This is a genomic window from Nocardia jinanensis (genome assembly GCF_014645735.1).
In the GTDB taxonomy this organism is placed as follows: domain Bacteria; phylum Actinomycetota; class Actinomycetes; order Mycobacteriales; family Mycobacteriaceae; genus Nocardia; species Nocardia jinanensis.
The window spans coordinates 1-14,484 of sequence record NZ_BMMH01000028.1 but is presented as its reverse complement, the minus strand read 5'-3'; the positions used below and the strand labels follow the sequence as shown (position 1 = coordinate 14,484).

Annotated in this window: 13 protein-coding genes and 1 pseudogene; 4 read left to right on the top strand and 10 right to left on the bottom strand. The window is 68.0% G+C overall.

Annotated elements, in window-relative coordinates:
- Nucleotides 1-36 precede the first annotated feature (36 nt).
- Nucleotides 37-1,401: a DUF1214 domain-containing protein gene (locus tag IEY68_RS31840; protein WP_058856724.1), complete on the bottom strand. Its 1,365-nt coding sequence runs from the start codon at nucleotides 1,399-1,401 to the stop codon at nucleotides 37-39.
- A 386-nt stretch (nucleotides 1,402-1,787) separates the two neighbouring features.
- Here IEY68_RS31840 and IEY68_RS31835 point away from each other — a divergent pair, with 386 nt between their 5' ends.
- Nucleotides 1,788-2,417: an arsenate reductase/protein-tyrosine-phosphatase family protein gene (locus IEY68_RS31835; RefSeq protein WP_058856723.1), complete on the top strand. Its 630-nt coding sequence runs from the start codon at nucleotides 1,788-1,790 to the stop codon at nucleotides 2,415-2,417.
- A 247-nt stretch (nucleotides 2,418-2,664) separates the two neighbouring features.
- Complete coding sequence (locus IEY68_RS31830; protein ID WP_063000685.1) at nucleotides 2,665-3,072, top strand: hypothetical protein; 408 nt, start codon at nucleotides 2,665-2,667, stop codon at nucleotides 3,070-3,072.
- A gap of 19 nt (nucleotides 3,073-3,091) precedes the next feature.
- On the opposite strand, the gene IEY68_RS31825 is transcribed toward IEY68_RS31830, so the two are convergent.
- The 9 genes and pseudogenes from IEY68_RS31825 to IEY68_RS31785 all read right to left on the bottom strand — a co-directional run bounded on the left by IEY68_RS31825 (nucleotide 3,092) and on the right by IEY68_RS31785 (nucleotide 13,234).
- The gene (locus IEY68_RS31825; RefSeq protein ID WP_082681630.1) at nucleotides 3,092-3,904 is read right to left on the bottom strand and encodes an acyl-CoA thioesterase; all 813 of its coding nucleotides are present in this window, start codon (nucleotides 3,902-3,904) and stop codon (nucleotides 3,092-3,094) included.
- 106 nt (nucleotides 3,905-4,010) lie between these two features.
- A complete protein-coding gene (gene pyk / locus IEY68_RS31820; RefSeq protein WP_082681625.1) occupies nucleotides 4,011-5,429 on the bottom strand; it encodes a pyruvate kinase in 1,419 nt (472 codons plus the stop codon).
- Between the two features lie 259 nt (nucleotides 5,430-5,688).
- A complete protein-coding gene (locus IEY68_RS31815; protein WP_058856720.1) occupies nucleotides 5,689-6,195 on the bottom strand; it encodes a TM2 domain-containing protein in 507 nt (168 codons plus the stop codon).
- A 104-nt stretch (nucleotides 6,196-6,299) separates the two neighbouring features.
- Nucleotides 6,300-7,511: a prolipoprotein diacylglyceryl transferase gene (lgt, locus tag IEY68_RS31810; RefSeq protein WP_058856763.1), complete on the bottom strand. Its 1,212-nt coding sequence runs from the start codon at nucleotides 7,509-7,511 to the stop codon at nucleotides 6,300-6,302.
- 147 nt (nucleotides 7,512-7,658) lie between these two features.
- On the bottom strand, nucleotides 7,659-8,459 hold the full coding sequence (trpA, locus tag IEY68_RS31805) for a tryptophan synthase subunit alpha (RefSeq protein ID WP_058856719.1): 801 nt from the start codon (nucleotides 8,457-8,459) through the stop codon (nucleotides 7,659-7,661).
- A complete protein-coding gene (gene trpB, locus IEY68_RS31800) occupies nucleotides 8,456-9,751 on the bottom strand; it encodes a tryptophan synthase subunit beta (RefSeq protein ID WP_156426394.1) in 1,296 nt (431 codons plus the stop codon). Before trpB ends, trpA begins: the two co-directional genes overlap by 4 nt.
- Complete coding sequence (trpC, locus tag IEY68_RS31795; RefSeq protein ID WP_058856717.1) at nucleotides 9,748-10,566, bottom strand: indole-3-glycerol phosphate synthase TrpC; 819 nt, start codon at nucleotides 10,564-10,566, stop codon at nucleotides 9,748-9,750. Before trpC ends, trpB begins: the two co-directional genes overlap by 4 nt.
- 293 nt (nucleotides 10,567-10,859) lie before the next feature.
- Nucleotides 10,860-11,657: pseudogene (locus IEY68_RS36985) on the bottom strand (TIGR02234 family membrane protein); the annotation flags it as partial.
- A complete protein-coding gene (locus tag IEY68_RS31785) occupies nucleotides 11,654-13,234 on the bottom strand; it encodes an anthranilate synthase component I (protein ID WP_058856762.1) in 1,581 nt (526 codons plus the stop codon). The pseudogene IEY68_RS36985 and the gene IEY68_RS31785, both read right to left, overlap by 4 nt.
- Nucleotides 13,235-13,312: 78 nt before the next feature.
- Here IEY68_RS31785 and IEY68_RS31780 point away from each other — a divergent pair, with 78 nt between their 5' ends.
- A complete protein-coding gene (locus tag IEY68_RS31780) occupies nucleotides 13,313-13,777 on the top strand; it encodes a peroxiredoxin (RefSeq protein WP_058856716.1) in 465 nt (154 codons plus the stop codon).
- Between the two features lie 142 nt (nucleotides 13,778-13,919).
- Nucleotides 13,920-14,411, top strand: coding sequence for a MarR family winged helix-turn-helix transcriptional regulator (locus tag IEY68_RS31775; RefSeq protein WP_058856715.1), 492 nt, complete (start codon nucleotides 13,920-13,922; stop codon nucleotides 14,409-14,411).
- The last annotated feature ends 73 nt before the right edge of the window (nucleotides 14,412-14,484 follow it).

The window sequence follows — 14,484 nt, the reverse complement described above, 5'->3', positions numbered from 1 at the left end:
CGTAGTCTACATAGGTAGCAGAAGGGCCGGCGGCGCTCAGCGCTGCGGGATGACCGCGGGGGGCTGCCAGCTGCCGTCGAGTGCGGCGGCGGCCGGCCAGTAGGCGCGCAGGTAGAGCGAGAACTCGTCACCGGGAGCGGGTAGCCAGTTGGCCAGCTTCTCCGGCTCGCTGGGGCCGGCCCCACCGACGGTAAGGGTCAGCGAACCGTCGTCACCGTAGGTGAGGTCCTGGTTCTTGCTGCCCAGCGCATACCGGTCGAGCTCGTTGGAATGGAAGAAATGCTGCTTGTTGTAGACCGTCAGCGACCAGAAACCGCGAACCGGCGGCAGCTCTCCCGCGGGGAAGTGCACGGTGTAGGTGCGTACACCGTGCAGGCGATCACCGGCGTCGTCGAGATCCTGGTAGTAGCAGGCGGTTTCGTTCGGGGCGTTCACGAAGATATCGGCTTTCCCCATGGCGGTCCGGGACAGGTAATCGGCACCGAACGCGGCCCCGTTGTGCTGGGTGGTCCAGTTTCCGGTCACCGGGATACCGATATTGCGGAACTCGAACAGCTCCCCCACCACAGCATCGGTGTCGAGGGCCGTCTGCCGCAGCGTCTCGGCGATATCGGGGTCCCGCTCGGCCGCGGCGAGAATCGACCGGAACCGTTCGTAGAGAGTCTCCTCCCCCGCCAGTGGTGGCACCTCGTCGAGCACCTCACCCAGTACGGAGAAGTACTTCTCCGGGTTCACCCATTGCCTCTCCCCCTGCCCCTCGGTCGCGGAACCGCCGTCGAAGAGGGGCAGTGCCGACCAGTCCACGACCTGCACGGTGCCGTCGAACTCCGATAGCGGATACATACAGATCCGGTCCACCAACGGCTCGATCGCCGCACGATCGGAGGCCGTATCGTCGAGGAAAACACGCGGGATCACCACGCCGGAGCGGGTGTCGTACCGGAAGACGCCGGCGATCCCGGCAGGGACGGCGCCGCCCCACGACTCGTGCGCGAGCAGATAGAAACCGGGCACGGTCCCGTACATCTTGCCGAGCCGGACGAAGGAATCGGTGCGCTGGTCGACCGCCTGGTACACCCAGAAGCGGTCGCCGAATTCGGGCACCTGCACCACCACGGGCTCCAACTGCCCGTCCAGGATCCCGAACCCGTGGACCACATCCCGATCGGGACACGCGACGACCCGCTCCTCGGGCCGGATGTAGTCGCGCAGCATCGCGAGCGTTCCGGGCGGGCCGGCGGGCACGATCCCGGACAGCAGACCCGGCGCGAGAAGGCGCTCCAGGAAAACCCGCCGGTTGTGTATGTTCACCAGCGGCCAGCCCCACAGGTAAGCCGTTCGCGCCACCGCGCGCGCATGCCGCGGCGTCATCGTCGAACCGGCGAGACCAGGACCGGCCATCAGCGGATACCTCTTCCTCGGTCGACAGCTTCTCCGGGCATATCCGTCCCGACCGTATGTTGCGAGACCGGGCGCCCGGTTCACCCGGACCGGGTGAACCGGGAACAGGTCGCGGGCGACTACCGGAAAAAGGAGTTCAGGGTTCGGCCCCGAGCCGGCCCCGGAACATCCCGGCCGGATCGCCTCGGATGAATTCCGCTCCCCGCGTGCCGGCTCTCCCTGCCCCCGAGCAGGGACGGGTCACGGAAACATTTTTCGTACCGCAGGGAAAATTCGGGCCGGATTAATGTACGGCACGCTACACACAGATGAATTAACACTCGGAGAGCTGTGATATTGCACAGACAGCCCTGCTGCGCGCAGGCAGCGCGAATTACGGTTGCGCTATGCACATCCTGTTCGTCTGCAATGGAAACGTGTGCCGTTCGGTGATCGCCGAACGGCTCACCCGCTCCATCGCGGTCGAATACCGGCTCACCGGCATCACCGCGGAAAGCGCCGGTACCCGTGCCCTGGTCGGGTTTCCGGTGGAACCGCGGGCGGCCGAGGCCATCACCGGACTCGGTGGAAATCCCGGAAGTTTCCGTGCTCGCAAACTCGAACCCGAGCATATCGATCGCGCGGATCTCGTACTCACCATGACTGAGAACATCCGTGATGATGTGCGCGAGCTGGCCGCCGGCTCGAACTCGCGGACCTTCACGTTGCTCGAGGCGCACCGGATCGCCCGCGTGACCGGCGCCCGCACCGTGGCAGACCTGCATCGCCACCGGCACAACCTGTCCCGGGTCGGGCGGGAGAACATCGCCGACCCGGTGGGGCTGTCGGCCAAGGCGTACTGCGAAGTCGGCGACAAGATCGCCGATGCCCTGGTTCCGCTGCTGGTCGCCCTGGCTCCCGCCGCCACGCCCGGGAATCGGCATCGGGGCCGGCCGCCGCTGGTGGTCCAGCCGGCCGCGTCCACGGCCCGGCTCTCGCCGCTGGTCGCGGCCCAGCACACCGGTTGGTACGCGTGAGAACACAAGCAAGAATACGGGTCTGACCGGGATCCGGTCCGACCGTCGGCCGCGCGGTGCCGGCTTCCGGGTGGTGCCGGGCACGGCGAGCGCGCACGCCCGCGATCCGCCCGCGATTCCGCCCGGAAGTTACGAATAACTACGTGCGCCCTGACTTTCCACGTTCAGGGCACTACACTCGCCATCCGGACCATCGATCCGAAGAATCCGATCCCGTTGCAGGTTCGACACACGACAGGAATCAGGCATGCCGAAACGCATTTCGGATGTTTCGCTTCAGGTTTATGTCACACCGGAAATCCTGGAAGATCTCGTCGACACCGTCAGAACGGAACTGGCCGAGCATCTGGGCGACGGTGACATCTGCGCGTGGCGTTTCACCCTGCCGATCGCCGAGGACGATTCCCGACACCGGGATTTCGACAACCGCTGGCGTATCGCGAATCCGGGAGCCGAACCGCAGGGGCGCGCGACCTTCGAGATCGCGCTGAGCCTGGTCGGCGACCCGGCCGAACTCACCGACAGCTATCTGGCCGCATTCGAACACCGGCTGCTCCAGGGCCTGGACACACTGGGCCCCGGCGCTCCGTTCACTTTCCGCGCCGAACAGCGCAGCGATCTCGATATGGAGCCGCTGCTGCCGGAGCGACTCTGATCCGGCAGCCGGCACAGACTCAGCGGCGGGCCGGGAAGTGCCGGATCACGCCCTCCTGCACGGTGGTGGCCAGCAGGTCGCCCTCGCGCGAGTAGAACCGGCCGGTGGCCAGTCCGCGAGATCCCGCGGCGACCGGGGATTCGGTGGAGTAGAGAGCCCAGTCGTCGAAGCGGAACGGCCGATGGAACCAGATGGAATGGTTCACCGTGGCGGCGACGATCCGATCCAGGCCCCATGAGAGGCCGTGCGTGGTGATGATCGAATCGAGCACGGTGGTGTCGGAGGAATAGCTCAGCGCGGCGACATGGATCAGCGGATCGTCGGGCAGAGTTCCGTCGGCACGCATCCACACCCGATTGTGGTTGAGTTTCTCCCCGGTCCCCTTGAGAATCCAGGCGGGATCGTTCGTGTACCGCATATCGATCGGATGCGGAGCGTTGACGAACATCTCGAGCTTGTCCTCGAACCCGGCGAAACTCTCCTGGATCCGTGGCAATGTCTCCGGATCGGGGACTTCGGGACGCTCGTGCGCGTGCTCGAGACCTTTGCCCCACTCCTGGAACGACGCCAGCATGACGAACAGCTCCTGGCCGCCCTGGAGCGCGGTGACAGTGCGGTTGGCGAACGCCCGCCCGTCGCGATGCCGCTCCACGTGGTACTCGATCGGCTTCTTCACATCGCCGCCGCGTACGAAGTGGGCGTTGAGCACGTGGATCGGGCGATGTCCCGCAGTACGTCCCGCCGCGATCACCGCCTGAGAGACCAGCTGGCCGCCGAAGGTCCGGCTGGACACCTTCTCCGGATGATGTCCGAGGAAGACGTCCTCGGACATCTGGTCGAGATCCAGCAGTTCCAGCAGGGTGTCGAGATCGGAGTGGTTAGCGGTCTCGGGTTCGCCGACCGGCGCGCTCACCGGGCGACCCCGCGGGCCTCGATCATCAGTGGTCCTCCTCGCCGATACGGTGCACGTGGATCAGGTTGGTGGAACCGACGGTACCGGGCGGAGAGCCCGCGACGATGACGACGAGGTCGCCTTTGCGGTACCGATTCATGCTCAGCAGCGCTTGATCGACCTGCTGGATCATCGCGTCGGTGCTGTCCACGGTGGGCACGATGAACGTTTCGGTACCCCAGGTGAGCGCCAGCTGGCTGCGCACTTCCGGAAGGGGGGTGAACGCCAGCAGCGGCAGCGGAGTGTGCAGCCGTGCCAAGCGGCGCACCGTATCGCCCGACTGGGTGAACGCGACCAGCGCCTTCGCGTTGAGGCGCTCGCCGATATCGCGCGCCGCATAGGAAATGACACCGCGCTTCGTACGCGGCGTATGGGTCAGCGGGGGAACATTGGTCGACTCGCTCTCCACCGCGTGCACGATGCGGGCCATGGTGCGGACCGTCTCGATCGGGTACTTGCCGACGGAGGTCTCCCCCGACAGCATCACCGCATCGGCGCCGTCGAGCACCGCGTTCGCCACATCCGAGGCCTCGGCGCGGGTGGGCCGGGAGTTCTCGATCATCGATTCGAGCATCTGGGTGGCCACGATGACCGGTTTCGCGTTCTCCCGGGCCATCTGGATCGCACGTTTCTGCACGATCGGCACCTGTTCGAGCGGCAGTTCCACACCGAGGTCGCCGCGGGCCACCATGACCGCGTCGAAGGCCAGGACCACTGCCTCGAGGTTGTCGATGGCCTCCGGCTTCTCCAACTTTCCGATCACCGGCACTCGGCGGCCGACCCGGTCCATCACATCGTGCACGAGTTCGATATCCGACGGCGACCGCACGAACGACAGCGCGATGAAATCCACGCCCAGGTTGAGGGCGAACTCCAGATCTTCGATGTCCTTCTGGGAGAGCGCGGGTACCGAGACGTCCATACCCGGCAGCGAAACACCCTTGTTGTTACTGACCGGTCCGCCCTCGGTGACCTCGCACACCACGTCGTTGCCCTCGACGCGGATCACTTCCAGGCCGACCTTGCCGTCGTCGACCAGCAGCCGGTCGCCGGATTTGGCATCGGCGGCGAGCTGCTTGTAGGTGGTGGAGACCCGGTCGTGGCTGCCGACGATATCGTCGACGGTGATACGAACGGTCTCACCGGTCGCCCAGACGGTCCGTTCCTCGGCGAAGCGACCCAGCCGGATCTTGGGGCCCTGCAGATCGGCGAGTATGCCGACGGCGCGGCTGAGATCCTCGCAGGCCTGCCGCACCTTCTTGTAGTTTTCGGCGTGGTCGGAGTGCTCGCCGTGGCTGAAATTGAGCCGGGCGACATCCATACCACTCTCGACGAGCTCTCGAATACGTTCCTCGGTGGCAGTGGCCGGGCCGAGGGTGCACACAATCTTCGTCCGTCGCATCACGTGTCGAGCCTAATCCTGCCGGGTTGTCCCGTTCCGCCCGGCCCGCGACCGGACGCCTGCGGGACTCGGAAGTGAACGCCTGCCCGAATCATGGTGGTTCACCTGGTTGATCACCCCGTTACCCCGCGATGAACTTCCGGGTGCGCGCGAGCGCGCTCCGTGCCCCCGGGCCGCCCGGGCCGCCCCGACGAGCGCCGGTACAGCCGACAACGAAAAGACCCCCGAGGGGCCGCCCCGGGGGTCCGCGGAATGCGCGGTGTCAGTTCTCGCGCAGGGGGCGCCCCTGCGGGTCCTGCACGCTGCCCGTGAGCATCATGATGCCGTCGATGAGCGGCCAGATACCACCGAAACCACAGGTGAGCCAGGTGACCGCGATCTGGGCCACGGCGATACCGGTATCACCGATATAGAACCGGCCGGCGCCGAACGCGCCCAGGAAGATCTGCAGCAGACCGGCGGTCAGTTTCTGCTTGTCCGAGTACGGTACGCCGTTGATATCCCGGCCGTAGGGAGCTTCGGGATCCATCGGGTTGTACCCGCCCGGACCCATCGGCGCGCCGTAACCGGGCTGCGGCTGCCCGTACGGGGCCCCGTACTGAGCGCCCTGCGGCGGGTACTGCTGCGGCTGCGACGGATACGGCTGCGACTGATAGGGCTGCGGTTGCGGCTGCGACGGGTAGCCCGGCGCGCCCGGCGATTTGCTCAGGTCCGGCCCGGTTCCGGGTGGGCCGTACTGTGGTCCGCCCTGCTGGTACGGATCGGTCATGGATTCCTCCTCGGTGAGTGCCCCCGGCAGCGGAGGACAACCGGATGTCGCCTCCCCTCCGACAAGATGCTGCCAGACGCCCGCACCGACCGCCGAACGGAGTCCTATTTACCTCGCGGAGCAGTGGATTCGGCGGTTGCGCCGTCCTTCTCCACCGCCGAATCATCCGATGATTCGGGTTCGGTATCCGCCGATTCCTCGGCGCGGGTCCCGGCGCCGGAATCGGACTTGCCCTCCGGCGCACCGGAGTCCGCGACAGCGTCCGAGGTGGGCGATCCGTCGTCGGCGGATTTCCCGGGCGTTTCCTCGTCGGGCTCGGAAGGTTTGTCGGCGCTTCCGGATTCGTCGTCCTCGATCGCCTCGCCGACGGCGCCTTCGGACTCGGACTCGGAGGATGCCGGCGCACCCGCGCCGGCGGCACCTGCCGCACGCAACGCGCCCAACTGCCAGGGCCACGGGCGGGGGCCCGCGTCGGGGCTCAACTGCTCGGGAGTCTCGCGCCCCTTGGTCGCCAACAGGACATAGGCGACCGCCGCCAGGAACACCAGACCGGAGGTGAACGAATTGATCCGGATCCCCGCGATCTGGGTGGCCTCGTCGTCACGCATGAGTTCGACGAAGAAACGGCCGAAGCAGTATCCGGCCACGTACAGGGCGAACAACCGGCCGTGGCCGATCCGCATGCGCCGGTCGATCAGCACCAGTGCGATCACCACCAGCACGTTCCAGATCAGTTCGTAGAGGAACGTGGGATGCACGACCGAATGCACCTCGCCGGAGGACACACCGTTCATCATGTCGAGCCGGCCGGCATCATCGAATCGGAGATAGATCTCCAGACCCCAGGGCAGATCGGTGTCGCGACCGTACAGTTCCTGGTTGAAGTAGTTGCCGAGCCGCCCGATGGCCTGCGCCAGCAGAATCGGCGGGGCGATCGCGTCGCCGAACGCGGGCAACGGGATCTTGTAGATACGGCAGGCGATCCAGGCGCCGATCGCGCCGAAGAAGACCGCGCCCCAGATCCCGAGACCACCCTGATAGATCTTCAGCGCGTCCACCGGGTTTCCGTCGGCCCCGAAGTATTTCTGCCAGTCGGTGGCGACGTGGTAGAGACGCCCGCCGATGAGCCCGAACGGGACGGCGAAGACCGCGACGTCCAGCACGGTTCCGGCTTCACCGCCGCGGTTCTGCCAGCGTTTCTCGCCCCACCAGATGGCGACGATGATGCCGATGATGATGCAGATCGCGTACGCCCGCAGCGGGAAAGGCCCGATATCCCAGACGCCCTGCGGCGGGCTGGGCAGGTAGGCCAGCAGATCGACGGCGTGCGGGACGGCGCCGCCGGGAGTTCCGGCGGTCGCGACGGTATCCGGTGCGGCGATAACGGTCACGGGGCAACCGTAGTCGAGATGGTTATCCGAGCAAGTACGGGCTCCGCCCGTGTGTCCTCGATCGGGCGCGGATCAGGACGCGACGGTGGCCGCGCGGACCCCGCCGGCCAGCTCACCGGTCAGCGCCCGGATCGCGTCCAGCCCCTCGGCGGCCGCGGATACCAGCGCCGAACCGACGATCACGCCGTCGGCGTAAGCGGCGATCTCGGCGGCCTGCGCACCGGAGCGCACACCCAGACCCACGCCGATCGGGATATCGCTGTGCTCGCGGATGCGGGCGCACAGCGTGGGCGCCATGGTCGAGACGGCGTCCCGGGCACCGGTGACGCCCATGGTGGAGGCGGCGTAGACGAATCCGGTACTGGCATCGAGAGTGGCGGCCAGGCGTTCCTCGGTGGAGGACGGGGCGACCAGGAAGATGCGGTCCAGCGAGTGGGCATCCGAGGCGGCGAACCAATCACCGGCCTCGTCCGGAATGAGATTCGGGGTGATGATCCCGGCCCCGCCCGCGCCGGCCAGGTCCCGGGCGAAACGGTCTACACCGTATTTGAGCACCGGATTCCAGTAGCTCATGACCACCGCCTGCGCGCCCGCGTCGGTGACGGCCTCGACCACGGAGAACACATCGCGCACCCGGACCCCGCCGCGCAGCGCCTGTTCGGCCGCGGCCTGGATGGTGGGCCCGTCCATCACCGGATCGGAGTAGGCGACCCCGACTTCGACGATATCGCAACCGGATTCGACCATCGCGCGCACGGCCCGGCGCGACCCCTCGAGATCCGGGTAGCCGGCGGGCAGGTACCCGATGAGCGCGGCGCGGTTCTCGGCCCGGCAGGCGGCGAAGGTGGCACCCAGGCGGGACTCGGAACTCACTGACCGTTCTCCTTGCCGGTGTCCGGATCGTCGAAAAGCCCGAACCAGCGGGCGGCGGTGTCCATATCCTTGTCACCGCGACCGGACAGGTTCACCAGGATGATCGCGCCCTCGCCGAGTTCGCGGCCCAGTTCCACCGCGCCCGCGACCGCATGCGCCGATTCGATGGCCGGGATGATGCCTTCGGCGCGGCTCAGCAGCAGCAGGGCGTCCATCGCGGCGGTATCGGTGACCGGCAGATACTCGGCGCGGCCGATATCCTTCAGGAAGGCGTGCTCCGGGCCGACTCCGGGATAGTCCAGCCCGGCGGAGATGGAATGCGATTCGATGGTCTGGCCGTCCTCGTCCTGCAGCAGGTACGAGTAGGCGCCCTGGAACGCACCCGGTGAACCGCCGGCGAAAGTGGCCGCGTGGCGGCCGGTGTCCACACCGTCGCCGGCGGCCTCGTAGCCGATCAGCCGGACCCCGGGATCGTCGATGAAGGCGTGGAAGATACCGATGGCGTTCGAGCCGCCGCCCACACAGGCGGTGACCGCGTCGGGCAGCCGACCGGTCAGGCTCTGCACCTGCGCGCGGGCCTCCAGTCCGACGACCCGCTGGAAATCGCGGACCATCACCGGGAAGGGGTGGGGCCCGGCGGCGGTGCCGAAACAGTAGTAGGTGTCGTCGGCGTTGGTCACCCAGTCGCGCAGTGCCTCGTTGATCGCGTCCTTGAGGGTCTGCGAGCCCACTGTCACCGAGACGACCTCGGCGCCCAGCAGCCGCATCCGGGCGACGTTCAGCGCCTGCCGCGCGGTATCGACCGCACCCATGTAGACGATGCATTTCAGGCCCAGCAGCGCACACGCGGTGGCGGTGGCGACGCCGTGCTGACCGGCGCCCGTTTCCGCGATGATCCGGGTCTTGCCCATCCGCTTGGCGAGCAGCGCCTGGCCCAGCACATTGTTGATCTTGTGCGAACCGGTGTGGTTCAGATCCTCGCGTTTCAGCAGGATCCGCGCGCCGCCGGCCCGCTCGGCCAGATTCACGCATTCGAAAACCGGCGACGGCCGGCCGGTGTAGTCCCGCTGCAACCGGTCCAGTTCGGCCAGGAAGTCGGGATCCAGCCGTGCCTTGTCGTATTCGGCCGTGACCTCCTCGATCACCGCCATCAGCGCCTCGGGCACATGCCGACCGCCGTAGACACCGAAGTGGCCGCCCTCATCGGGCTCGTGGTCGCTGCGCTGGGCCACTCCCCGGCTGGCAGCCGGCAACGGGGTACTGGTGGACGACGGGCCGCCCCCGGCCATCATCGCCCCCGCCGGGCCGGTTTGGGGCAGGACGGGTGCGTGCCCGCGGTGACCAGTTCGGATACCGCCGCGCGAGGGTCGCCACTGGTGACCAGCCCCTCGCCGACCAGTACCGCGTCCGCGCCGGCACCGGCGTAGGCGAGCAGGTCGGCGGTGCCGCGAACGCCGGATTCGGCGATCCGGATCACCTCGGTGGGCAGCCCCGGCGCGATGCGGGAGAAGCAGTCCCGGTCGACCTCGAGGGTTTTCAGGTTGCGGGCGTTGACCCCGATGACGGTGGCACCCGCGGTGAGTGCCCGATCGGCCTCTTCCTCGGTGTGCACCTCGACCAGTGCGGTCATCCCGAGCGATTCGGTGCGATCGATGAGCGAGGACAGGGTGTCCTGCTCCAGCGCCGCGACGATCAGCAGGATCACATCCGCGCCGTGGGCCCGGGCCTCGTGGATCTGGTACGGACCCACGACGAAGTCCTTGCGCAATACCGGAATGTTCACCGTGGCGCGGACCGCGTCGAGATCGTCCAGCGACCCGTGGAAGCGGCGACCCTCGGTGAGCACGCTGATCACGCGGGCGCCACCGTCCTCGTAGGCTTTGGCGAGGCTGGCCGGATCGATGATCTCGGCGAGTGCCCCCTTGGAGGGGCTGGCCCGCTTGACCTCGGCGATCACGCCGATACCGTCTTCGAGAAGCGCTGCCTTCGCATCGAGCGGCGGCGTCGCGGCGGCGGCCGCTGCCTTCACCGCCGGGAAGTCCAGCACCGCTTCCCGAGCGGCTACATCCGAGCGGACCCCGTCGAGAATCGAGTCGAGTACCGTCATCTGGCTCGAATCCTTTCTGGGGAGACGCGAGTTACTGCCTGAAGGATTCCCCCAGGCGATGTCTCACCGATGCTGAACAAGAGTAAATGGAAGGGCGCGGCGTCGTGACGCCGGGGGCGGGTCACCCCGCCCCGGCCGCCCTGCTAGGGGGCGTCGCCGGATTCCTTCGTCCCGGCTTTCCCGGCCGTATCCGGCGGGTTCTCGGCGGCCACGCGCCCGCCACCGATGTTTCCGGACATGCCGGAATGGGTATCGGGCATGTCCGATATACGGTCGGGCGTGTCCCGCGAGTGGCCGGACGATTCCGGCTCCGGATCCGCGGGGTCGGTCGGGTCCGCACCGGCGTCCAGGGCGTCCCACAGCACTCGTTCCGGAAGTGGTCCGCCCACTGTGCCCTCCTGGACAGCCCGGGTCGCGGCGGCCTTGCGCGTGGCCGGGGCGTCGTACTTTCCGGAGAGTCGTCTTGCACCCGCCGGCATCCGGGTCAGCAGCAGGCCCGCGCCGAACGCCGCCAGCGCACCGGCCAGCGCGAGCACGGCGGGACCGGACGCCGTCACCAGCTCCTGCACCTCTGCCCGGCCGGGTAGCTCGGCCAATGCGGCCGCCCGCTCTTCGGTCGCTCCGGAACCGGTGAGCAGCGCCAGAGCCGGTACGGCGGTCACGGCGGCGATCAACGCGACCAGGATCCCCACCAGCCGGCGGACCCAGCCCCGAGTGGCCAGGACGGCGGCAACGGCGGCCAGCAAAACCAGTGCCAATGGTGTCAGCGCACCGAACCAGACGCCACCGTTCAACTCGTCGGTGCGCGGTTCGGTGAGGCCGTCCGCCGAGGTCACGGTGACCCAGTTCAGTCGCGAGGATCCCCACAGCGCTACCGCGGCCACGGCCAGCAATACGATCGCGGCCACCGGATACCGATTGCCCGGGGCGGGCCCGGCGGTCTCGGCGGCGGGTAGTTCCTCGTCACCCCAGTCCACCGGACCGGGCCGGGGGCCGCCGGTCGAGGAGCGGGGGGCCGCGCCGCCGCCGGGTGATCCGTCGGGACCGGTACCGCGCACCGGGTCGGAAGCGGGATCGCCCGACGCCGTCATGAGCTGCCTCCGGGGACGGAAGCGGGTTCCCGATCCTGATCATCGGCCTCGGACTGCTCGTCGAAGGCCCGCACGGTTTCGGCGGCGGCCACCGCGCGCAGCACCGCCATCGCCTTGTTGCGGGATTCGGTGTCCTCGTATTCGGCCTCGGAGTCGGCCACCACCCCCGCGCCCGCCTGTACATAGGCGGTTCCGTCCTTCAACAGGGCCGTACGGATGGCGATCGCGGTATCGGCGTCACCGGCGAAATCGAGATAGCCGACCACCCCGCCGTACACCCCGCGCCGAGTGGGCTCGAGTTCCTCGATCAACTGCATCGCCCGGACCTTCGGCGCGCCGGAGAGCGTGCCCGCCGGGAAACAGGCGCGGACCGCGTCGAGCGCGATCTTGCCCGGGGCCAGCCGCCCGGTGACCGTGGAGACCAGATGCATCACATGGCTGTACCGCTCGACGTGCCGGTACTCGGTGACGCGCACCGTACCCGGTACACATACCCGGCCCAGATCGTTGCGGCCGAGATCGACCAGCATCAGATGCTCGGCGTTCTCCTTTTCGTCGGCCAGCAGATCCTTCTCGAGCAGCAGATCGTCCTCCTCGGTGGCCCCGCGCCACCGGGTACCCGCGATCGGATGAGTGGTCGCGACCCCGTCCTGCACCGCCACCAGCGCCTCCGGGCTGGACCCGACGATGGAGAACGCGGTATTGCCCGCCCCGTCCGGGATGTGCAGCAGGAACATGTACGGGCTGGGATTGGCCGCGCGCAGCATCCGGTAGAGGTCGATGGGCGCGCCGCCGAAGTCCATCTCGAACCGCTGTGAGAGCACCACCTGGAATGCCTCCCCCGCCTCGATCTCCGAGACCAGGCGGCGTACCCCGGCTCCGAACTCATCGGGCGTGCGGGCCCGCCGGAACTGCGGTTCGGGCTGATCGAACACCGAGACAGTGGAGGCCGCGGGCGCGGCCAGCGCGGCGGTCATCCGGTCCAGCCGGGCCACGGCGTCGTCATAGGCCGCGTCGGCGTTCTCGGAAGTGTCGTTCCAGTTCACCGCGTTCGCGATCAGGGTGATCGCGCCCTCGTGATGGTCGAACGCAGCCAGGTCGGTGGCCAGCAGCAGCACCATCTCCGGCAGCCGCAGATCATCGATGGCCTGCTCGGGCAGCCGTTCCATCCGGCGCACCGCGTCGTAGCCGAGGTAACCGACCATGCCACCGGTGAGCGGGGGCAGGCCGGGCAGCCGTTCGGTGCGCAGCAGCTCCAGGGTCTCGTGCAACGCGTCGAGCGGATCACCGCCCGCGGGCGCACCGGCGGGGGTGGCGCCGAGCCAGGTCGCGGCGCCGTCCACCGCGGTGAGCGCGGACGGGCTGCCCGCGCCGATGAACGACCAGCGCGACCACGATCGGCCGTTCTCCGCCGATTCGAACAGGAAGGTGCCCGCTCGGTCACCGGCCAGTTTGCGGTAGGCCGACAGCGGGGTCTCCGAATCCGCCAGCACCTTCCGGGTCACCGGGACGACCCGGTGCTCGGCGGCGAGTTCGAGGAACCGTTCGCGGGAGGTAGTCGTGGGCGCGCCGTGCATTCGCACCATCATTCCAGCTCCGTTCCCCGCCGTCGCGGCGCACCCCGCGCGATCCGCCGCCGCAGGTACTGTCCGGGTATGAAGATCGGCCAGCTCGCCCCGGCGTTCGAACTCCCGGACCAGACCGGCACTCTGCGATCCCTCGATTCCCTGGTGGCCGATGGGCCACTCGTCCTGTTCTTCTACCCCGCCGCCAACACACCCGTGTGCACCGCCGAGGCGTGCCATTTCCGTGACCTCACCGCCGAATTCGCCGCGCTCGGCGCCGGCTGCGCCGGAATCAGTGCCGACGCTGTGGACGTGCAGGCCGGGTTCGCGGGATCGCAACGGCTGGAGTACCCGCTGCTCTCCGATGCCGACGGCACGGTCGCCGAGCAGTACGGCGTGAAGCGCGGGCTGCTGGGCAAGCTCATGCCGGTGAAACGGCATACCTTCGTGATCGGCACCGACCGCCACATACGCACAGTGATCAGCAGTGAACTGCGCGCGAATGTGCACGCGGACAAGGCGCTGGAGTTCCTGCGCGAGCAGACCGGAGCCTGATCCACCGGCCGGTCCGGCGGCCCTGTGAGTGAACTCACCTTCGTTTCCCAGATGCCACACGACCGAGCGAAATCGTGGCAAACTCTTCATAGCCGAGCGACCGCTGCCGCAATCGTCGCCGGGGTGGAGAAAAGGCGGACTAGTGACGGATTGGCTGAACCCGGTCGAAGGACGCGCCTGGCGCGCGGTGGTCGCACTGCTGAACCGCCTGCCGGGCGCTCTGGACACAGATCTCCAGCGAGAATCCGGTGTCACTCATTTCGAGTACTGGGTCCTCACCCTACTGTCGGAAGCACCGGACCGCCGACTGCAGATGAGCGAACTCGCCCAAAGAGCTAATTCATCGCTATCCAGGCTCTCGCATGTGGTATCGAAACTGGAACGGATGGGGTGGGCGACCCGCACGGCCGCCACCGGGCGCCGCGGTGTGCTCGCCCTGCTCACCGAGGAAGGCCACCAGAAGGTCGTGGAGGCCGCGCCCGGCTATATGGATGTGGTGCGCCGACTGGTGTTCGAGGGTCTGGACGCCGAGCAGACCGCCGCGCTGGCCGATCTCGGGGAAATCCTCACCACCCACCTGGGAACGGTGCTCGGGCGGGCCGGGCAGCCGACCGCAACGGATTCCCGGCGCTAGTGTTCCACGCCTGAAATACGTTGGATATATCGGGCGAGGGAGTCGAGGATCTCCTCAGCGGTCTTGCGCCAGA